The following is a 20,633-nucleotide window of genomic DNA, read 5'->3' as shown; positions in this document are numbered from 1 at the left end:
AATGGTCGAGCGGGCGAGTGAGGATTCTGTGCCTGAGCAGGAACGAAACGCTCAACTGGAATCGCAGCGCGACCAGGAAGTCATCCCCGCCGCGCATGTTTCCCAGGAGGAGACGCTCGAGGAGGAACGGTCCGACACCACCGCTGACCGACCGGGGGCGAAGACCGACGAGCCGGAAGAATTCGATTCACCACAGGACGCGGCCCGGGAAGAGTCGCCCCCGCAGCCGGGGGACGGCGAGGCCATTTCCACCCAGATCAACCCACCTGGCAGCGGCGCCGACGCGGTCGAGTCCTCTTCGCCGACCTCACCCTCGGAGCCCACGAGCGGTTCGACTCACGCCAAAGAGGCCCCATTGGCGGATTCGAGCGTCCAGACCCTACAAACCAACCAGGTGGGTGAGGTCAGGCCGCCCGCCCACCCCGAACAGATGCTGGCCCCGCCGGTGAAAGAACCCGGGCCCATCAAACGATTCTTCGCCCTTCCCTGGGTGGGTCCGGTGGCGGTGCTGCTGGGGTTCGCCACCGCGGCCGCAGCGGTCCTGTACTACAACCCGACTAACGAAGTCGGGCCCACCACGTGTGCGTTCAAACTCATGACCGGCTTTGACTGCCCTGGGTGCGGCGGCACAAGGGCGTTTTACTACACGTTGACTTTCAACCTGCCCGAAGCCGCCCGCAATCATGCGATGGCGTTGTTCGCGGCCCCGTTTTTGACGTGGATGTTCGCACAATGGTCGGTGCCACGCCTCTTCCCGCGCCTTGGATGGCGCTGGCCGGTCTTCGTGGTGACCCCACGCATCACGTTCTGGTTCCTCGGCGTATGGGCTGTCTATTGGATCGCCCGCAATCTGCCGTGGGAGCCCTTCATCCATCTCTACGTCTGAACCGTTCGACCAACATTGATGACGGTGAGGCCTATGCAAAAGGCACTTCGGTTGTTCTCCTCGGGGCGTTTACCTGAGTAAACTTCGCCTTCTGCGGTCTTGAATTCGCATTTTTGCCTAAGCCTCGCGGTTGTCAAGGTTATCCACAGGTGAGGAACATCGTTTTGGCTCCGGGCGGGGATTCTTGAAATAATAAAACAAGGGGCCCCAGGTGAGTAATTTTCACCTTCGGTGGTGCGGGGGGACGGGCCTCGCTCGGGGTCTTTCCCTTCGGCGTGGGCCCTGGGATGAGGCCATGCGACGACCGTGCCGGAGTTGTCTGTGTCGCTGCGCTCGGCGGTCGGGCCGCAAGCCACCTGGGAGGGATCATCACCAATCGCAGGAGATAGTTGAGAATGGGCCGCTGGTCAGAGCAAGCCTTGCGGGAGGGTGGCCTACTGCCCGTGACATGATGCGGCCCGCTGTCTCTTTGTCGAGGAAACTTCCAAAGAGACAGCGGGCTTTCCCAATACCGAGTAACAGCCAACTCGGTTCGTTCTCCCACTCCAATGTGGCCAAATCGGCGGCGCTTGGCGATGGTGCAGTGGGACCATATGAAAGGGATGAAAGCTCATGGCCCGGTTATGCGGTCACTTGGCAATGTTGGGTGACCACGTTTGGTGCTTCGACCACCTCAGTGTCTAAGACCCGGGTCGAACGATGCAAGTCGATATTTCCGCTTAGTGAGCGGGCGTGCAGTTCCAGCGCGTCGCCTTTTTCGTGCGGCACCGACGAGGTGTCCCCCGCAGCCAGTTCGCTCGTGACAGTCCCGACCTTCGCGTCCAAGTCCATCCACACATCCGTGCCCGGCACGATGCCCAGGCTGATGTGGCCTGAGACGGAGTTGGCGCGGCACGTGCCACGGCGAAGCGAACTGAGCTGTACCAGACCCGAGACCGTATGTGCCCGTACCGATGCGTTCGTGCGGTCGGCGATGATCGAACCCGAGACCGTCTTGGCGGTGAAATCGCCGCCGACATAGTCCACTTGAACCGCGCCGGAAGCGGTGTTGACCTTCGCCTCATCCGTCACGTTGCGCAGCACCACCGCGCCCGAGACAGTATTGGCACGTACCGATTCCGCCTTGTCGACCGTGGCGCTTCCGGCCACGGAATTGACCGAAACCGGGCCGAGATCGCCATAGAGCGTGATGGGAGCCGAGGCCGACTTCACCGATACGTCGGAGCCGTGCGGGAGCTTGACTTGGATGTGCACGGCCGTGGTGCGGCGGATAAAGATCCAGCCCGAGCCCGCGTCGGGGGCTGAGACGCGCAAATGGGCGTCCTCAAACTCCACGACTGCCGCTTCGACAGCTTCGTCGGCGCCGGGCTTTCCCGAGGCGGGCTTGATCTCCACCAAAATAGTGTCTGCGTCGTGGCCGGTGACAGTGACCGAGCCTTCGGCCAGCGTGATTGAGGCTGTGATCGGGCCCGAGTGTTTGAATTCGGTGTACTCGTTCATGGAAGTCTCTTTCTTGAGGTGGGCCGAGCGGGTCTTTGCCTGGTTAAGGTGTGGCGCTGGGCCGGTGGTGTATGTCGCGACACCGGATATCTCAAGGCCAGAAGGTGTCGAAGTGTGTCTGCGCGCGGAGGCGGTGGTCGATCGGGTGTGGATGACGACGACAGGACTTATTAGGCCCTGGCGTATCCGGTGATGCGCTGGTTGAAACGGGAACCCTTGCCCTGCGGGGTGGGTCCGTGTACGGAATTGTTGATCGCACGCACCAACCAGGCGTTGACGGAGATGCCTTCGGTTGCGGCAGCGGCCTCCACATTGTCCTTCAGGGACTCGGGAAGGCGCAGCGTGATGCGAGCGACGTTGTCGTCGGTGGCGGGAGCCGGAGCCGGTTCCACAGTGGCGGCTTCGACGTTGGAGACTGTCAGATCTGCCGCGCGGCCCCGGACCCGAACGTCCACCGAAGCGGATGATCCGGCGCGGTCGAGTTGATCGGTGATCTCGGCTGCGGCGTCGGAGAGCGCCTCCAGCAAAGCTAGTCGAGCTCCGGCATCGAGTGCGTCGGCCAGTAGCTCAGCGGTGCGGGTGGCATCCTCCCCAGCAGGTCCAGCTGCAGAAGTAAGGCTGCTGCGAAGCGATTGGATGTACGGTGTCAAGTCCATGATGCCATGATGACATCATCCATGACGTCTGTCAACTGTCGCGTGTGCGGGCGGTGACGCGCTGCGTCTTTGCCTACCGCGACCGCCTCGACTCGACAGCTGAGATAGACGCAATCCATCCACCGACGCGCCGTGACCGGCCCCAAAGCGGCAAGTATTCTCGGGGGCAACACGCTAGCAGCAAACCTAGGGGGAGACACATGACTGAAATGGTGCCGTTGAAAGTTCGCCTCATCGCCTGGACACACTTCGAAACCCCAGAAGACGTGCCATGGGAGACCGACGCCGACGGCGGACAGGCACTTGCCGAATTTGCCGGCCGGTCCTGCTACCAGTCATGGAACAAACCCAACCCCAAGACCGCCACCAACGCCGGATACATCGACCACATCATGCGAGTGGGTCACCTCTCCGTACTCGAACACGGCACCGTCAGTTTCTACATGACCGGAGTCTCCCGCTCCCTCACCCACGAGCTGATCCGTCACCGGCACTTCTCCTACTCGCAGCTCTCCCAGCGCTACGTGCCCGAACGCGACGCTGCCATGGTTGAACCCGAGTGCATCTCCGAGGACCCCGAACTGCACAAGCTCTTCCTCGAAGCCGCTGAGAACGCCCAGAACTCCTACAACCAGCTCCTCGAGGGCCTGGAAAAGAAGTTCGCCGACGTCCCCAGCGCCACCCTGCGCCGAAAGCAGGCGCGCCAAGCCGCCCGCGCCGTGCTGCCCAACGCCACCGAAACCAAAATTGTCGTCAGCGGCAACTACCGCGCCTGGCGGCACTTTATCGCCATGCGGGCATCCGAGCACGCCGATGTCGAAATCCGCGCCCTCGCCATCGAATGCCTCCGGCAGCTGCAAAACAAGGTGCCAAACGTGTTCTCCGACTTCGACATCACCCAACTGGCCGATGACACCGAAGTAGCCTCCAGCCCGTACGTGGCCGAAGGATAGACACCCAAAGACGACATCCGTTGATCCTCTAGCCCCACCCGGGCGGCCCGCCTCCCCGTAGCCGCCCCCTTTTTGATGAGGGTGGGGCTAGATGTAACAGGCCATTCAGTAGGTAAATTGGCACCCTGAGGCCAATAAACTTGAGACAGTAAACACAGAAGCGACCACTGCGTTCAGACCCGTCCCAGCCGCAACCGCGACCAGGTCACCGAGGCTGAACGCCACGTCGCGAGGACGTAGTTTGGTGAGGAATATGCGCGAAACCACTCGCCCATTCGGGCGAACCCTCACGGCGATGATCACGCCGTTTGACGCACGAGGAGAATTGGACGTCGCTGGCGCCAAAGAACTGGCCAACTACCTCGTCGAAGAGCAAAAATTGGACGGCCTCGTGCTCAACGGCACCACAGGCGAATCTCCGACCACCTCCGATGAGGAAAAAGCCCAGCTAGTGCGCGCCGTGGTCGACGCGGTCGGCGACCGCGCCCACATTATCGCCGGAGCCTCCACCTACGACACCCGCCACTCCGTCAAGCTCGCCAAGCAAGCCGCCGACGCCGGAGCCCACGGGCTATTGCTCGTGACGCCGTACTACAGCCGACCCCCGCAAGAGGGCATCGAGGCACACTTCACCACCATCGCCGACGCCACCGAGCTGCCTTGCATGCTCTATGACATCCCGCCGCGATCCTGCGTGCCCATCACCGGCGCGTCCTTCCACCGACTCGTCGAGCACGACCGCATCATCGCCGTCAAAGACGCCACCGCCGACATCTCCCACTCCCAGCGGGTACGCGTGGCCACTGGACTGCGCTTCTACTGCGGAGTCGACGCGCTGAACCTCGCCGCGTACGCCACCGGCCAAGACGGCATCGTCTCCGTCATCGCGCACCTGGTCGGCAAGCACCTCGTGGCCATGTTCGACGCCTTCGACGCCGGAGATGTCGCCCGCGCATCCGAAATCAACGACCGCCTATTGCCCGCGCTACATGCCCTCCAGGGCCCCGCGCAAGGCGTCATCGCCGTCAAGGCCGCACTCAAGTCCAAAGGGCTACCCGCTGGCGCACCGCGCCTGCCGATGCCCGAAGCCGACAACGTGCTCCTAGACATGATCACGGAGAATCTCTCCAGCATTGAGGTCAAGTAATGAGTTGGGTTAGCCGCGACAACCTGCCCGAACCGCCAGAACTCCCCGCCGGAGCGCTTCGCGTCACCGCCCTAGGCGGGCTGGGCGCCATCGGCCGCAACATGACGGTCTTCGAAATCAACGGCCGCATCCTCATCGTCGACTGCGGGGTCCTCTTTCCCGACGTCGACCAGCCGGGCGTTGACTTGATCCTGCCCGACTTCTCCTCCCTGCTCGACCGCCTCGAAGACATCGAGGCCATCGTGCTCACCCACGGCCACGAAGACCACATTGGTGGCGTCCCCTACCTGCTGGAACACCGCAAGGACATCCCGCTGGTCGGCTCCGAATTCACCATCGCCCTCATCGAGGCCAAGCTACGGGAACGGCGCATCAAACCCGTCACCCAGACTGTGACGGCTGGCGAGTCGACCGAGGTCGGCCCGTTCGGCCTGGAATTCCTGGCCGTGAACCACTCGATCCCCGACGCGCTGGCGGTCGGCATACGCACCGAGGCGGGCCTGTGTCTGCACACCGGTGACTTCAAGATGGACCAACTGCCACTGGATGGGCGGATCACGGACCTGGCCGGGTTTGCCCGCATGGGAACGCAGGGCGTGGACCTGCTGCTATCGGATTCGACCAATGCCGAAGTCCCTGGTTTTGTCACGTCCGAACGTGAGATCGGGCCGGTGCTGGAGGACATCTTCGCCGGGGCCGAGGGCCGCATCATCGTCGCGTCTTTCGCCAGCCACGTGCACCGAGTGCAGCAAGTGCTCGATGCCGCAGAGAAGCACGGACGCAAGGTCGCCTTCATCGGCCGTTCGATGGTGCGCAATATGGGTATCGCCCGTGATCTGGGACTGCTGAAGATCCCAGGCGGGTTGATGGTGAGCATGGACGATGCGGTGAAGCTGGAGAACGACGAGATCGTCTTCATGTCGACCGGTTCGCAAGGCGAGCCGATGTCGGCTTTGGGGCGCATGGCCTCGGGCGATCACCGACACATCACCGTGGACGAAGGTGACACGGTTGTCCTGGCGTCTTCGCTGGTGCCGGGCAACGAGACGGCCGTTTATGGCGTGATCAACCGTCTGTCGCGCACTGGCGCGACCGTGGTGCACAAGGACGTGGCGAAGGTCCACGTCTCAGGCCACGCCCCGGCCGGGGAGTTGCTGTATGTGTTGAACACCGTCAAGCCTTCGAACATGATGCCGGTGCACGGGGAAGCGCGGCACCTGCAGGCGCACGCCCGTCTCGCAGTCGAGTCCGGGGTGCCCGCCGACCAGGTCATGCTGGTGGAGAACGGCGAGGTCGTGGACCTGATCGATGGCCGGGCTCGGGTGACCGGGCGAATCCCAATCAAGCATGTCTATGTGGACGGGCTCGCCGTGGGCGATGTGGGGGAGCCGGTGCTCTCGGAACGTCGCATTCTCGGTGACGGTGGATTCATCTCCGCGACCGTGGTTATCGACTCGGAGAACGGCAAGGTCGTTGGCGGTCCGACGGTTTCGGGCAAGGGTTTCTCTGAGGACCCGAAGATCTTCAATGACGTGCTGCCTCTGATCGAGGGCGCGATGGAACGAGCTGCTGGCGAAGGAGTGACCGACCCGCATGAGCTGCAACAGATTCTGCGGCGCACGGTCGGACGCTGGGTCAACGAGAACTATCGTCGCCGTCCCATGATCGTCCCGCACGTCCTCGAGGTTTAGCGAGACTGCCCTTAGGGCCAGTGAATGCGTCGAGCCCTCCCACACCGACGGTGCGGGAGGGCTCGACGCATTCGGCGTTATGACTAGGCCGCCATGCCTGGGCGTACCGGGCTTTGACACCTGGCGGTCCGCTCTCGTGCGATGGGACGTGCTGCGTTAGACGTCGCGGCATCGTTTCGGCGACGTCTAACGCCACCGGAGTCCGTAGGGGCGATTATCAGTCCCGTGGCTTGATCGGCAGAGGGTTGGGAGGCTCGATGCGGACTTCGTTGACCACCCCATCGGCTGGCGCGTGCACAAAGGAGGCGATGTACCACGCGATCGTCTCCGGCGTGGTCGCCCGCTGCGGGTCATAGTCCGATCCCACCGCGTGGCGGACCTTGCGCTGCATGTCGGTGTCGAAATGCGACGGGTACACGCTGGTGACCCGCACCCCGTTGGCCTGCTCTTCGACTCGCAGCGCATCTGCCATTGACCGCAGCGCGTGCTTGCTCGCGCCATAGGCCGACCACTGGGGGCCAGTCCGCAGGCCAGCTCCCGAGTTCACAAACACCACGTGCCCTCGGCTTTGCCGCAGTTGCGGCAATAGCAGCCGCGTCAATTCCGCTGGCGCGATAACGTTCACGTTCATATGGTCTTGCCACTGGTCGACGCTCAAGTCCGCCACTGCGGAAATAGCGGCAACTCCCGCATTGTGGACTATTGCGTCCAAAGTGTCGATGTGGGCTTTGTCGACTGCTTTTGTTAGCGACTCAGGTTGGCTAAGGTCGGTGATGAGGGCCTTGTCATGGGGCACCTCTCGCAGTGCCTCGGCACTGCGCGCATGTGCCACCACCCGGTCCCCACGCTGAGTGAACTCTGCGGCGAGAGCCTTGCCCAGGCCGCGACCGGCCCCAGTGATCAAAACAGTTTTTCCCATGGAAGAACCGTATATCGTCACCGACTCAAGATAGGAGCGTCTCATGGGATGGAGAATTGCCGCCGACATCACCATGGCGGCGCATTTTGGTTTCCTCATCTACGTGGCCCTAGGTGGGTTTCTCGCCTGGAAATGGCGCTGGATGATCATTCCTCACCTCGGTGCCGCCGCCTACGGGGCGGGAACGGTCTTCATTGGCTGGGACTGCCCGCTCACTGGCTGGGAAGACGAGTTTCGGCATCGAGCCGGGCAAGAAGGACTGCCCCCGACGGGCTTTATCGACCACTACCTCGAAGGCGTGGTCTATCCCGAAAGCAACCTCGTCTTCGCACAAACTGTCGTCGCCATCCTGATTGCCATCTCATGGGCCGGGCTCATATGGCTATGGCAACGATCGCGCGGCGCCGACAGTCCCACTCCGGCTGCAACCGACGCCAGCGGCCCTAGCCAGCTTGATCACGGAGACGACGATACGGGCACAGGCCCCACATCAACGCAACCGCCACGTATGGGCCCGCAGGGACCCTAAAGGCCTCTGCGCACCCATCGGATACGGTCACAGGGGCGACCTGGCGTGCCCGCGCGCCACGGCTAGGTCGTGATCGGCCCGGTCACCTTGAACTCCATTAACACGCGGAGGCGACCGGCGACCGCACTGGGCGCCACACCATAGAGCCAAAACGCCACTGCCACCTTGGAGCCACGATGTCGCTGCCGAAAGTCTTGCTCACCGGATTCGAGCCCTTTGGTGGGGAGCAGACCAATCCGTCCTGGGAAGCCGTCGAACTCGCCTGCGAACGGCTGTCGCTACCCACCACAGCGGTCGAACTCCCCGTCTCCTTCGCCGACTCAGCCCTCCAGTTGCGCGAGGCCATCGCCACAGCCCAACCGGACTTGGTGCTGTGCCTGGGGCAAGCCGCCGGGCGCGCCGCGCTAACGATCGAACGAGTCGCCCTCAACCTCATCGACGCCCCCATCCCAGACAATGCCCAGGCACAGCCAATCGACGAACCAGTCGTTGCCCAAGGTCCCGCCGCCTACTTCGCCGCCCTCCCCGTCAAAGCCTGCGTTGAAGCCTCCCGCGCCGTGGGCGTCCCCGCCGCCGCTTCACTCACCGCCGGAACCTACGTTTGTAACAGCACCTTCTACTACCTCAGCCACCTCATCGCCACCGAATACCCGTCACTCAAAGGCGGATTCATCCATGTGCCGCTATCCCCGAAACAAGGCATCGACGGTGGCCAAGCGACCCTGGACCCATCCGCAGTCGCCACAGCCCTGGTCGCCATCGTCCACACCGCGCTTAGGGTCGACACCGACATCGCCTCCACCGGCGGCCAGACCCACTGACGCCCCAACCCCAATTAAACAATTCGAAAAAATCGCAGTAACTTAGACGCAAACATCGCCCCCGAAAACCCTTGCGCCACAAACAATCGTCCGCCAAAGCCGGTCAAACGGCTCACCCTCTGCGCCCCGGTCCACCGCCGAGAGGGACACAAGACGGTAACCTAATCGCATGGCCAGGACTTCTAGCGCTCGCAAGACCGCTCGCAAACGCACCCGGAAACCAACGGGTGCCAAAAAGCGCGCCGCAAGCAGCCCGGCAAAAAAGCGGACCGCCAAGAAAGCCGCCCGCAAGAAACCCAAAACCACTATCCCCGGGCCACTCGAAGCCGGAGGTATGGCACTACGCGGCCTGTGGAACGGCACCGCCCGATCGTTTGGCTGGGCTGCCCGATCGGTCCGCAAAGAAGCCGCCTCCGCCCGCGACATCGACCCGGCCTACCGCCGCGACGGCCTCGGACTCCTTCTCATCGCCTTCGCCATCGTCCTCGCCACCACCCTGTGGTTCGACGTCACCGGTTTCATCGGCGAACACGTCGCCTTCGGGCTCAAGTGGATCATCGGACACGGCGCCACCGCCCTGCCGCTACTGCTCATCATCTGGGCCATCCGCACCATGCGCCAAGTACCGCCCGAAGAAGCGCACGGACGCGCCATCGTCGGTTGGGGCTGCATGTGGCTGTCCAGCCTCGGACTCCTCCACATCAGCCGCTCCATGCCCACGGACATGGAACTGCGCATGGACGCAGGCGGCCAAATAGGTTGGCTCGTTGGCAGCGGACTCGACGCGGCCGTTTCGGTGTTCGCCGCCGTGCCCATCCTTATCCTGGTGCTGCTCTTTGGCATCCTCGTGGCCACCGCCACCCCAGTACGCGAAATACCCGAAAAATTCTCCAACTGGTGGGCCCTCGCCACCGGCCACTACGACCCCTACGGCGAGGAGGAAGCCGAAACCGAAGAAACCGAGCAACCATCCCGCCGCAAGCCATCACGACGACGCCAAAGCGCGCTGGCAGCAGAAGAAGCCGCCGACGAACGCCAAACAGCGCCCCTGCCACGGCTGGCTCCCGAAGAAGTCCCCGAACTCAACTACGAGGAGGCCGCAGCGACGGCCGCGAAACCACCACCGCCCCATTCAAAACCGCCCCAGCGGCTCGAACAACCCTCATTGCACATGGACGACGCCGACAGCGACTACGTCCTACCTGGACTGTCGATGCTCTCGGCCGGAGTCAAGGCGAAATCCCGCTCCAAAGCCAACGAAGTCGTCATCGCATCCTTGCAACAAGTCTTCGAGGAATTCAAAGTAGACGCCGCGGTCACCGGGTTCACCCGTGGACCAACCGTCACCCGATACGAAGTCGAACTAGGCCCGGCCGTCAAAGTCGAACGCATCATCCAACTGTCAAAGAACATTTCCTACGCGGTCAAGAGCCCAGACGTACGCATCATCAGCCCCATTCCAGGCAAGAGCGCCGTCGGCGTCGAAATACCCAATGTGGACCGGGAAGACGTCGCCCTCGGCGACGTGTTGCGCTATGCCGAAGCCCACGGAGACAACCACCCCATGGTCATCGGCCTCGGTAAGGACATCGAGGGCGGCTACGTCACCGCCAACCTCACCAAAATGCCGCACCTGCTGGTCGCCGGTGCCACCGGCTCCGGTAAATCCAGCTGCATCAACGCCCTACTGGGCTCAATGCTGGCCCGCGCCACACCACAAGAAGTGCGACTACTCCTCATCGACCCCAAACGAGTCGAACTAACCAACTACGAGGGCATCCCCCACCTGGTACACCCCATCGTCACCAGCCCCAAGAAAGCCTCAGACGCCCTGCAATGGGTCGTCAAGGAAATGGACCTGCGCTACGACGACATGGCCATGGCCGGAGTGCGAAACGTCGACGACTTCAACCGCAAAGTCCGCGCTGGCAAGGTCAAGGCGCCGGAGGGTTCCGAGCGGGAGATCCGGCCCTATCCGTACCTGCTGGTGGTGGTCGACGAGCTGGCCGACCTCATGATGGTCGCCGCCCGGGATGTGGAAGACGCCGTCGTGCGCATCACGCAGCTGGCACGTGCCGCCGGCATTCACCTAGTGCTGGCCACGCAACGGCCCTCGGTAGACGTGGTCACCGGGTTGATCAAGGCCAACGTCCCCTCCCGGCTGGCGTTTTCCACCTCATCGCTGGCCGATTCGCGCGTCATCCTCGACCAAGCCGGTGCCGAGAAACTCATTGGGCGAGGCGATGGCCTATTCCTGCCGATGGGTGAGTCCAAGCCGGGCCGTATTCAAGGCGCGTGGATATCTGACTCTGAGATTGAGGCGCTGGTCGAGCATGCGAAAGACCAGTTGGAGCCAGAGTTCATCGAGGAGGTGACCGCTCCGGTGGCCGCTAAGAAGGAGATCGACGAAGACATCGGCGATGACCTCGACATCTTGTGTCAGGCGATTGAACAAGTGGTCACCACACAATTCGGCTCCACATCGATGTTGCAACGTAAGCTGCGGGTCGGGTTCGCCAAAGCGGGACGCCTCATGGACTTGATGGAATCGCGTGGTGTGGTGGGGCCCAGCGAGGGCACGAAGGCCCGCGACGTGTTGATCAAACCCGAAGAGTTGGCTAACACCATCGCGGCTATTCGTGGGGGAAGTTAAGTCCGACTTCTTCCCGAAATTCCCGCCAGAGCCGTCCAATTACCATACAATCTGCGCACATGGGCACAGTAACGAGAAGATTCGCGACGAAAGCGGTCGCCATTCCGGCCGCGCTCGCGCTGGGATTGGCGTTGAGCGCGTGCGGCGATGACGACGATACCGACATGACCCCTGACGACGGCATCATTGACGATGGCATCGGCGACGATGACATGGATGACGACAACGGCTATGGTGCCCCCGGTGGGCCGGAGCCAGCCGACGAAATCGAGTTGAACACGGAGGACGACAGCGCCTTCGGTGTCATCCTCACAGGGGACGATGACATGACTCTGTACCTGTTCACCGACGATGACGCGGGCGACCCGACCTGTTACGACGACTGCGTCGAGGCGTGGCCGCCGTACATCGTGACCCCCGGGGCCGAGCTGGATGTCGACGAGCAGCTAGACGAGAGCCTGGTCGACACCGTCGAACGTGAGGATGGCAGCCTCCAGGTCACCTACAACAGCCACCCGCTTTACTACTACTTCGATGACTCCCGCGAGGGAGACACGAATGGCCAGGGCCTACAAGATGCCTGGTTCGTCCTAGACGTGAACGGTCAGCCGATCACCGATCAGGCAACATGACCCGCAATGGCAGTTGGGCCCCCGCGCGAAGCGCGGGGGCCCAACGTGTGCCTCGTTCCCCTCAAGCCGTGGTAGTGGGGTCAGGAAAAGTCGAGGTCGAAGGTCACCGTCTCCTTGCCTTCGCTGATTCTCATCGTTGAGTTGTCCTCATTGACCGTCAACGTCCCGTCGATTTCGAACGCGATTTCGAACTCCAGTGCAGTTCCGTCAACCTCGAAATAGGCGTCGATCCACTCGGCGTCGCCCCAGTCAAACGAGGTGTCCTCGCGGTCTACGCGGGTCGGTGACAGCGAGTCGCCATCGGCGCTGACCGTCAGCGCCGATTCCGGGTCCAGGTCCCACGAGACGTCACCGCCGGAGGTGTCCGGCCAGAGGTATGTCACGGTGAGCAGGGCTTTGTCGAGATCGCTGACCCACTCCTCGGCCTCGGAATCCCATACGTCCCGGGAGGCGTCGAATTGGATGTAGTAGCCGTAGCTGGCATTCCAGCGGCTGTTCGAACCCGATACTTCGCCTTCGAAAGAGTCGGTGAGGATTGAGGTCAAGTCGCCTTCGTAGAGGGCGGTGACCGACTCAGTGCGTTCTCCTGAGTTCAAGTCCATGGTTTGCTGCACCCCGGCATCGGTCACGTGCAGGGTGATCTCGGGGTCGGCCTTGGCCGCCACCATGTAGGCCGCGCCCGGCTCAGGGGCACCGTCGAAACGCCACTCGTGGTCATCGACTATGAGCACTGTCTCCAGTTTTGAGTCGTCGCTGGTGTGGGACGGACTGGTGCTGGTGTCTGGAGCCATCTGCACCAGCGTGAACTCGTATCCAGGCGGCAGCGGATAGAAGTCGATGTCTCCGGTGAGATAGCGGATTTGGTAATCGTCGGGGATCTCGCTCAATGAAGCCACGCACTCAACTTCCAGCCCAAAGTGAGCGCCGCGCAACACCGCGGACTCCAACCGGTCTGACGAGTCCTGAGGGCAGATCGAGACCGATACGGAAGCCTCCTCGATGCTCCAACCGGGGTTGGTCTGAATCGAGATGTCCGTCGAGTCAGCGCAACTGGCGAGCAAGAAGGCCGCCGTCACGGCCAAGGAGGCGGCGGCGAGGCTACGCCGACCGTGGGGGGAGCGGGTAATCGGATTGGGCGAATACCGAGGTGTAATACGGGGCATTCATCAATCGTACTGTGCTGTGTCGCGTGACATTGGCCATCACAGGCGTGAGCTATTTGCACCGTTTATCCTACTGTTGTGCTAAGTAACGGCCGTCGTGGCCAGTGGCGGGTCTGACCTCGGCGACGATCAGTGCAAACGCTCAGCGAGAAGGTAGGTAGGCTTTCTGAGTGTCTTCAGCCAAAGAAACTTCTCGCAACGTAGCGGTCCTGACCCTCGGCTGCGCCCGCAACGAGACGGACTCCGAGGAACTGGCCGCCCGGCTCGCCAAGGGCGGTTGGAAGGTCACGACTGACGGCGATGGTGCCGACGTGATCATGGTCAACACCTGTGGCTTTATCGAGCAGGCTAAGCAGGAATCCATCGATACGCTTCTGGCGGCAGCCGACACCGGGGCCAAGGTCGTGGCCACCGGCTGCCTTGCCGAACGCTACGGCAAGGATCTGGCTGAGAATCTGCCCGAGGCCAATGCGGTATTGGGTTTCGATCACTACCCAGACATCGCTGGCCGCCTTGACGACATCGTCGCGGGCCGCGAGGTGGCCTCCCATACCCCGACCGACAGGCGTAAACTGCTGCCGATCTCTCCGGCGAAACGGCAGGACGCCTCTGTGGTCGTGCCTGGACATCAACCCAGCGACCGTGCTGAACAGGCCAAGAGCGTTGACGCCGAAGGGGCCCCGCAACATATCCAGGTCATGCGACACCGGCTGGACTCCGGTCCGGTCGCGAACCTAAAGATTGCCTCCGGATGTGACCGCCGGTGCTCCTTTTGTGCGATTCCCTCGTTCCGTGGCGCGTTCGTCTCCCGCCTGCCCGAGGAGATTGTCGCCGAGGCTCAGTGGCTGGCGCAGCAGGGCGTCAAGGAGCTCAATCTCGTCTCCGAGAACACGACCTCCTACGGCAAGGACCTGGGAAACCCGGCCGCGCTGGAGGGCGTCCTGGAGAGTTTGGCCGCCATCGACGGCATTGAATGGATTCGCCTCTCCTACCTGCAACCAGCTGAGTTGCGTCCCGATTTGATCGTGGCCATGGCACGCCTGGACAAGGTCGTGCCCTATTTCGATCTTTCCTTCCAACACTCCTCGGCCGAGGTGCTGCGCCGGATGCGTCGTTTTGGTTCGACCGAGACCTTCCTGGCCCTGCTGGAACAGATTCGCAACCTTGATGCCGAGGCCGGGGCTCGAACCAACGTCATCGTCGGTTTCCCCGGTGAGACTGAACAGGACGTGGCTGAGCTGGAGCATTTCCTCACTGAGGCCCGTTTGGACGCGGTGGGCGTCTTTGCCTACTCCGATGAGGACGGCACCTCGGCTGTGGACCTGGATGGCCACGTCGATGAAGACGAAATCAACGCCCGCGTCGAGCGCATCGCCTCTTTGGTGGACAACCTGGTCACCGAGCGCGCTTCCGAGCGGATCGGTGAGATCGTTAGCGTCCTGGTCGAACAGGTTGAGGACGATGGCGTTGACGGGCGCGCCGCGCACCAGGCACCCGAAGTGGATGGAACGGTGGCCCTGGTGGGCCATGTGGACGGTTTGCAGCCGGGAGATATTGTCGCTGCGCGAGTTGTCGACAGCCACGGCGTCGACCTGATCGCCGATGTTGACACGAACGCCGAAGTCCACAAGGGAAGCGACTGATGCCCCACAGCGAGAACGTGACCCAGCCATCGCCATACAACATCGCGAACGTGGTGACTGTGGGGCGAATCCTGCTTGTTCCCGTTTTCGCAGCTTGTGTCGTCGTTTCCGGGATGGATCACCTGTGGTGGCAAGTTGCCGCGTGCCTGGTGTTCCTCATCGCCTCGGTCACCGATTTCATCGACGGCTGGTTGGCTCGTTCCCGTGGCTTGGTCACAGCGTTCGGAAAGCTGGCTGACCCCATCGCCGACAAAGCCCTTATCGGTACTGCCGTGGTGCTCCTGAGCTTCTACGGTCTGCTGCCTTGGTGGGTCACCATCGTGATTTTGTTGCGCGAAGTGGGAATTACCCTCCTGCGTCTTGCTGTTATACGACGTGGAGTGATTGCGGCCAGCCACGGCGGTAAAGTGAAGACAGTGTTGCAGATCACCGCAATTGCGTGGTATCTGTGGCCATGGCCGGAGCCAATCGCGGCTTTGGGGCCGTGGATCATGGCCGCCGCGGTTTTGCTGACGGTTGTCACCGGCATTGAATATGTGGTCAGGGTCTGGGCAGCTGGCCGTAAGGGCCCCAGCAATGCCGCGTCCACGACGTAGTCGTGTCGGCGCGGTAGGATGAGATAACCTCCGGTAACAGATCACCCACGGTAGCCGAGGACGGGAGAGATCAATGGTGTTGCTGCGCAGAGTTCTAGGCGAGGCGCTGCGGCATCATCGTAGTGCCCAGCGGCGTACCCTCCGCGAGGTTTCCGCTGAAGCCAACGTCAGTCTGGGTTATTTGTCTGAAATAGAACGTGGGCACAAAGAGCCCTCCTCGGAATTGCTGGCGGCCGTATGCGCAGCTTTGGAACTGCAACTTAGCCAATTGTTGGCCGAAGTCTCCAAATCAGTGGCCCAAACTGAGGGCTCGATGTCCGCTGATGCCCAGCCGCTGGAGCGGCAAGGAATGGATGATTCCCCTTCCGAGTCGGCAGACTCCGCACCGGCGGAGGAATCTGCCCCCTCCGAGCAGCCCGTGGCCAGCGTGAAGCTTCTAGGGGCGTACGGAACTCGTGCCGAGGACGCGACCGAGCGGTCCCCTTCGCCCCGGGTGGCGCAGCGGCCCGACATCACCGCTTGCCTTCCCACTTCACTGTCCGAGGCCCGATCTCGTCGGCGCTTGCCCGGCCGGGTCATGCCCGTGGTTGAGGCTAAGGCCGACGTCGCCGCCTAGGTACCCGCGCGGGCGTGAAAACGCCCACTCTTCTTCGACGGGGATAGTCGGGACGAACCGCCACGGACCGCGTTCCAGGTCGATTGGCTGAGCCTCCATCCGCTGCGTTCACCCCAGCTCCTATGCCGGGTATGCCCGCGCCGGATCCGAGCCGATCAGCTCGCCGGTGGACTTTTTTTCGGCCAAACCACGTCAGCTCGAGTGCGCGCGCCTGGGTATGGTGTTATTTACTATGCAGTTGACAGTTGTGCGCGCATGTCGCACGGCGCCGCACTTCCTGGAGCGTAGGCCAGGGCCTATTCCTCGTTTGAGCACAGGTTGCAGGCGCGTTAGAGAATGCATAGCTAGGTACTCTAGAAGTGTCGGCGTTATGAAGTCACCGGAAGGACCCCGATAATGGCCAACCCGTTTGTCAAAGGCTGGAAGTACATGATGGCGTTGTTCGGTGCCAAAATTGACGAACACGCCGACCCGAAGATCCAGATCCAGCAGGCGGTTGAAGAGGCCCAGAAGCAACACCAGACGCTGGTCGGGCAGGCCGCTTCCGTGATCGGTAACCAACGCCAGTTGGAAATGAAGCTTAACCGCACCATGTCCGAGGTTGAGAAGTTGCAGTCGCAGGCTCGGCAAGCGTTGGTCTTGGCTGACAAGGCTCGCTCTGAGGGTGACGAGAAGAAGGCCCAAGAGTTTGAAAGCACAGCCGAGGTATTGGCGGGGCAATTGGTCAGCCAGGAACAGTCTTTGGAAGACATGAAGACGATGCATGACCAGGCTGTGGCTGCCGCCGAGCAGGCCAAGCAGGCTGTGGAATCCAATCAGATGCAATTGCAGCAGCGCCTCCAGGAACGCACGAAGCTTCTTGGCCAGCTGGAGCAAGCCAAAATGCAAGAGACTATTGCTTCGTCGTTGGAGTCCATGTCGAACATGGCGGCCCCCTCCAACACTCCGTCGTTTGGCGAGGTTCGCGACAAGATCGAGGCTCGTTACGCGAATGCGATGGGTCGCGCCGACCTAGCCAGCAATTCCGTCGAAGGCCGCATGATGGAAGTCAAGAAGGCCAGCGTCGACATGGCGGGCGCGTCGCGCTTGGACCAGATCCGCTCGTCCCTGGAGGGCGAAAAGCTGTCGGGTTCTAAGGACTCCGCAGCGCCAGCCGCTGCTTCGCAGGGCAAGGAATCGGTCACGAACGCTCGTTTGGATGACATCCGCGCCTCCTTGGGCGATGAGGGCAGCAAGGAAGCCGACTCCAGTTCTTAGTGGTTGAACTCCATATCAGACGCCGAGCATCCTAGGCCCGGCCTGGGATTGCCGTCCGAGCCATACCGTCCGCGTACTGTCTAGCTAAACACCCTCCATCGCTGTGGGGTGGGCGTTGTGAGGCGGCCCAGGCCAGGATGCTCGGCCGAGTTGTTTTCAGCAAGGAGTGGTGCGGTGGAGAGTACAGAGAGGCAAGTCGCGACTAGGCGACTGCATCGAAGCCTCAGCGCGGCCAAAAGCTGGACGGTGTTCACCGGCATTTTCACCGCGTGTGGTGCTTTCTTTATTCCGTATTCCGGAGTGACGGCGACCGATGGTGTGTGGGTGGGTCTCGTTGGATTGAGCGGAACTATGGCGCTCATTCGCTGGGGCGACTACCGGCGCACTAGCAAGGCGATGCCGCATATTCGCGACTCGCTGGCGCTCTATGGCCCGGCGGGCATCCGCGAGGAGGCCCGCACCTGGAAGAGCGAGCTGGCGGGGACGATGCGAGTCGCACGTGAGCGTAAGCATTATCGCGGTTCGTTGGCGTGGAAGCCCTACCAGAGACTTGTCGCGGCGACCGAGACTGCCGAAGGCTTGGCTAAGCAGCTGGACCCAAGCGAATCGGCTTCGAAGGTTTTGCAGAGCGTTTCGGATACCGGCCCCGCGCTGCGTGAATTGGCCGAACGTATTCGCGGTCTGGAGAAGACGATGGCCGTGGCCCCCGCCGAGCAGAAGAAGCGGTTGAAGCTGTCCCGGCAAACGCTGCTGAACCGACTGGAGAGTGGGGTCAGTGCCTATGAGGAGATGGTGGTAGCGGCGGGGGAGTGCCTGAGCGAACAAAGGGGTTTGGCCGACGCGCTGGAGACGGTTGGGGAGGACCCGACGTTGAATCGGCTGTCTGACGCGGCGTTGCAACTGCGGGCCGAGGCCGACGCGGCGGGCCAGATGCGTGGAAGCTTGGAGGCTCCTTCGGGGCCTGGCGGGCAGTGAACGGGATCCGCAGCCGTCGAGTGCCGTTCATTTTTCTAAGGTCCGGCGTCGTGCGTGATGAGACTCAGAAATGCTAGATGGGGTCCGCACTTAAACCGCAGGCTACTAGGGGTGTACAGCTGCGGTCGGATCGCGAAGCGGCCCAACTGCGGCATTCGGATCCGATGCCGTCCACCGGGCTCATTGTTCAGCAAACCTGTGGTGTTCTAGCTGTGGCTCCTCTGGCTGGGGCGGCTAACCTCGAGGCCGTACAAGCTTCCAGCGAGGATGACTTTTCCACAAGCGGACAAAGATCATATTGACGCCGTTTTCTCTCTTTTGCGAAAATGTAAGAAGGGGCCCCCGGTGAGGAAATCTCACCTTCGGGGCCTTTTTCTGATTCCACTGCCTAGTGGCCCCTGACGGTGACATATGCCTTCCGGCCAGGTCGCCCAATGAATGCGCGATCCCGGCCGGGAGGGGGCGGCGGGAGAGTCTGGCACGGTGACTCGATCCGGCCGCCCGTTGAGCGACACCTCCGCAGTGATGTCACAGGTTCTGAACCAATTCCTCCCACCTTTTAAGCAAGACATCCGCATCGGGGCTTCCCGCGCGGTCGATCAGCTGCCGGATGAAGTGACCAAACGCCTCCTGGTCATTGGGGCGAATGTGGGCGAAAAACTCGGCGAGGAAGTCACCTGCGCCATCGCTTTGCGGGGCATTGTCGGTCAGCGAGATGAAATCGTTGAAAACGCGGGCGACATGCGGCAGTTGCTCCACATTGCTCGGATTCTCCGCAAGCCACCACAGCGCGGCAGTGCGCGATGTCGACAAGGTTTCGCCGTAAAAGTTCATGCGAGCCTTGACGCGTTCGTCCAGATACGGCTGAAGCGCGACATCGCGCTTGATGTCAACAATGCGGCGGACAGTCTCGACCTCGTCTTCATCGACCATGACATTGACACAGTTGATGCCGTACCGCAAAGGGACGCCAGCGGCGTCTCGGTGCGAGCCCAGTTCGAAATTGATGCGTTCGCGTAGGTCGCCAGCCCGCGTCAGACGCAGACTCTCGGTGATTTGGGAGGCATACCTCAATACGCGTTCCCTAACCTCTTGCTGGGGCATACTGGCTGCCGTCCATGCCCCTGTCACTCGGTACTCCACCACCAGTCGGCAACGGAACTTCATTTGTTGATCCTTGCTGGGAAGTACAAAGGTCTCCACGCTCATACCAGAACATGCTGGTTGACGGACTTCTACAGACTCGCGAGTATGCTCATGCGCTGATTAGCTACTTCGCTGAGCCCGATGCCTCCGATGACCAGATCAACAATCTTGTAGACATTCGGATGGAGCGAAAGAGGATCTTCGGGACTGACTCGCCAACCAAGTTGAGCGTCATCATCGAGGAGTCAGTTCTTCGGACGAAGATGGGTTCCCACGAGGTGCAGCAGGAACAGCTGCGATATTTGCTTGAGCAGTCGAAACTTCATCACATTGAAGTTCGTGTCATGGGCATGGAAAATGGTCTTCACGGTGGTATCGACGGAGCCTTCCACGTTTATGACATGCCGAGATACTTCCAAGACATCGCCTTGGCGATGACTCAAGGTGGGTCGCTCTACATCGAGGAGCCGGACGTTGAGCGGCTTCGTCTCCGGTGGGCCAAGCTAGTAGAGGAGGCGCGGACACTCGAAGACTCAACAAACTTGATTAAGACTCTCGTTGAAGGAAACCCATGAACAACGCAAGGGCCAGACAGGTTCTATCGGCAGTCGAACGTTCGGGCATTGAGTGGCGAAAAAGCTCCAAGATCCCCAATTCCAACGGTCAGTGTGTTGGAGTAGGTCCTCTGGCAGATGGCTCGGGCCGGGTCGCCGTCCGTCACTCCCATCACCCCGATGGTTCCGTTTTTGTCTACACCCAGGACGAATGGGCCTCATTCCTCACTGGAATCGAACCAGGCGAGTTTGACTTCTCCTAAAACACACACAAACAGCCAGCGTGTCCTGGCTAT

The 20,633-nt window shown here is 61.8% G+C and carries 20 protein-coding genes; 15 read left to right on the top strand and 5 right to left on the bottom strand.

The window, feature by feature from the left end:
• Position 1 precedes the first annotated feature (1 nt).
• A complete protein-coding gene (locus JQS30_RS10955; RefSeq protein ID WP_213170313.1) occupies positions 2-886 on the top strand; it encodes a DUF2752 domain-containing protein in 885 nt (294 codons plus the stop codon).
• 621 nt (positions 887-1,507) lie between these two features.
• Here JQS30_RS10955 and JQS30_RS10950 read toward each other — a convergent pair.
• Positions 1,508-2,386: a DUF4097 family beta strand repeat-containing protein gene (locus tag JQS30_RS10950; RefSeq protein WP_213170312.1), complete on the bottom strand. Its 879-nt coding sequence runs from the start codon at positions 2,384-2,386 to the stop codon at positions 1,508-1,510.
• Positions 2,387-2,556: 170 nt separating this feature from the next.
• Positions 2,557-3,042, bottom strand: a complete 486-nt coding sequence (locus JQS30_RS10945) for a toxin-antitoxin system HicB family antitoxin (protein WP_213170311.1) — start codon at positions 3,040-3,042, stop codon at positions 2,557-2,559.
• 200 nt (positions 3,043-3,242) lie between these two features.
• Between JQS30_RS10945 and thyX the strand changes: the two genes are divergently transcribed.
• The 3 genes from thyX (at position 3,243) to JQS30_RS10930 (ending at position 6,833) form a co-directional block, all read left to right on the top strand.
• Positions 3,243-3,995 carry an FAD-dependent thymidylate synthase gene (thyX, locus tag JQS30_RS10940; RefSeq protein ID WP_213170310.1) on the top strand — a complete coding sequence of 251 codons (753 nt, stop codon included), beginning with the start codon at positions 3,243-3,245 and terminating at the stop codon, positions 3,993-3,995.
• 253 nt (positions 3,996-4,248) lie between these two features.
• Positions 4,249-5,142, top strand: coding sequence for a 4-hydroxy-tetrahydrodipicolinate synthase (gene dapA / locus JQS30_RS10935; protein WP_213170309.1), 894 nt, complete (start codon positions 4,249-4,251; stop codon positions 5,140-5,142).
• Positions 5,142-6,833, top strand: coding sequence for a ribonuclease J (locus JQS30_RS10930; protein ID WP_213170308.1), 1,692 nt, complete (start codon positions 5,142-5,144; stop codon positions 6,831-6,833). The genes dapA and JQS30_RS10930 overlap by 1 nt, the downstream gene beginning before the upstream one ends.
• Positions 6,834-7,050: 217 nt before the next feature.
• Here the strand turns inward: JQS30_RS10930 and JQS30_RS10925 are convergent, their stop codons facing one another.
• Positions 7,051-7,752 carry an SDR family oxidoreductase gene (locus JQS30_RS10925; protein ID WP_213170307.1) on the bottom strand — a complete coding sequence of 234 codons (702 nt, stop codon included), beginning with the start codon at positions 7,750-7,752 and terminating at the stop codon, positions 7,051-7,053.
• 43 nt (positions 7,753-7,795) lie between these two features.
• Here JQS30_RS10925 and JQS30_RS10920 point away from each other — a divergent pair, with 43 nt between their 5' ends.
• From JQS30_RS10920 to JQS30_RS10905, 4 genes are all read left to right on the top strand, one after another.
• Positions 7,796-8,281, top strand: coding sequence for a DUF2784 domain-containing protein (locus JQS30_RS10920; protein WP_213170306.1), 486 nt, complete (start codon positions 7,796-7,798; stop codon positions 8,279-8,281).
• Between the two features lie 182 nt (positions 8,282-8,463).
• On the top strand, positions 8,464-9,102 hold the full coding sequence (gene pcp, locus JQS30_RS10915; RefSeq protein WP_343076217.1) for a pyroglutamyl-peptidase I: 639 nt from the start codon (positions 8,464-8,466) through the stop codon (positions 9,100-9,102).
• Positions 9,103-9,271: 169 nt separating this feature from the next.
• Positions 9,272-11,755: an FtsK/SpoIIIE family DNA translocase gene (locus JQS30_RS10910; protein WP_246497875.1), complete on the top strand. Its 2,484-nt coding sequence runs from the start codon at positions 9,272-9,274 to the stop codon at positions 11,753-11,755.
• A 59-nt stretch (positions 11,756-11,814) separates the two neighbouring features.
• Positions 11,815-12,387: a COG4315 family predicted lipoprotein gene (locus tag JQS30_RS10905; protein WP_213170304.1), complete on the top strand. Its 573-nt coding sequence runs from the start codon at positions 11,815-11,817 to the stop codon at positions 12,385-12,387.
• Between the two features lie 80 nt (positions 12,388-12,467).
• Here JQS30_RS10905 and JQS30_RS10900 read toward each other — a convergent pair whose 3' ends face one another.
• Positions 12,468-13,550 (bottom strand): hypothetical protein, encoded by a 1,083-nt coding sequence (locus tag JQS30_RS10900; protein ID WP_213170303.1) that lies wholly within the window; start codon positions 13,548-13,550, stop codon positions 12,468-12,470.
• Positions 13,551-13,720: 170 nt separating this feature from the next.
• Here JQS30_RS10900 and rimO point away from each other — a divergent pair, with 170 nt between their 5' ends.
• From rimO to pspM, 5 genes are all read left to right on the top strand, one after another.
• Positions 13,721-15,193: a 30S ribosomal protein S12 methylthiotransferase RimO gene (gene rimO / locus JQS30_RS10895; RefSeq protein WP_213170302.1), complete on the top strand. Its 1,473-nt coding sequence runs from the start codon at positions 13,721-13,723 to the stop codon at positions 15,191-15,193.
• Positions 15,193-15,789, top strand: a complete 597-nt coding sequence (gene pgsA / locus JQS30_RS10890) for a CDP-diacylglycerol--glycerol-3-phosphate 3-phosphatidyltransferase (protein ID WP_213170301.1) — start codon at positions 15,193-15,195, stop codon at positions 15,787-15,789. The genes rimO and pgsA overlap by 1 nt, the downstream gene beginning before the upstream one ends.
• Positions 15,790-15,862: 73 nt before the next feature.
• Positions 15,863-16,405 carry a helix-turn-helix domain-containing protein gene (locus JQS30_RS17570; protein ID WP_213170300.1) on the top strand — a complete coding sequence of 181 codons (543 nt, stop codon included), beginning with the start codon at positions 15,863-15,865 and terminating at the stop codon, positions 16,403-16,405.
• A gap of 396 nt (positions 16,406-16,801) precedes the next feature.
• Positions 16,802-17,662 (top strand): PspA/IM30 family protein, encoded by an 861-nt coding sequence (locus JQS30_RS10880; RefSeq protein WP_213170299.1) that lies wholly within the window; start codon positions 16,802-16,804, stop codon positions 17,660-17,662.
• Between the two features lie 174 nt (positions 17,663-17,836).
• On the top strand, positions 17,837-18,637 hold the full coding sequence (pspM, locus tag JQS30_RS10875; RefSeq protein ID WP_213170298.1) for a phage shock envelope stress response protein PspM: 801 nt from the start codon (positions 17,837-17,839) through the stop codon (positions 18,635-18,637).
• 528 nt (positions 18,638-19,165) lie between these two features.
• Here the strand turns inward: pspM and JQS30_RS10870 are convergent.
• Positions 19,166-19,804: a hypothetical protein gene (locus JQS30_RS10870; RefSeq protein ID WP_213170297.1), complete on the bottom strand. Its 639-nt coding sequence runs from the start codon at positions 19,802-19,804 to the stop codon at positions 19,166-19,168.
• On the opposite strand from JQS30_RS10870, the gene JQS30_RS10865 reads away from it, so the two are divergent.
• Positions 19,756-20,358: a DUF5753 domain-containing protein gene (locus JQS30_RS10865; protein ID WP_281398350.1), complete on the top strand. Its 603-nt coding sequence runs from the start codon at positions 19,756-19,758 to the stop codon at positions 20,356-20,358. The two genes, JQS30_RS10870 and JQS30_RS10865, sit on opposite strands and share 49 nt — an antisense overlap.
• The gene (locus JQS30_RS10860; protein ID WP_213170295.1) at positions 20,355-20,600 is read left to right on the top strand and encodes a DUF397 domain-containing protein; all 246 of its coding nucleotides are present in this window, start codon (positions 20,355-20,357) and stop codon (positions 20,598-20,600) included. The genes JQS30_RS10865 and JQS30_RS10860 overlap by 4 nt, the downstream gene beginning before the upstream one ends.
• The last annotated feature ends 33 nt before the right edge of the window (positions 20,601-20,633 follow it).

The organism is Natronoglycomyces albus (genome assembly GCF_016925535.1).
Classification (GTDB): Bacteria; Actinomycetota; Actinomycetes; order Mycobacteriales; family Micromonosporaceae; genus Natronoglycomyces; species Natronoglycomyces albus.
Note: the sequence above shows the minus strand (reverse complement) of the source record. Positions and strands in the feature narration are given on the sequence as shown.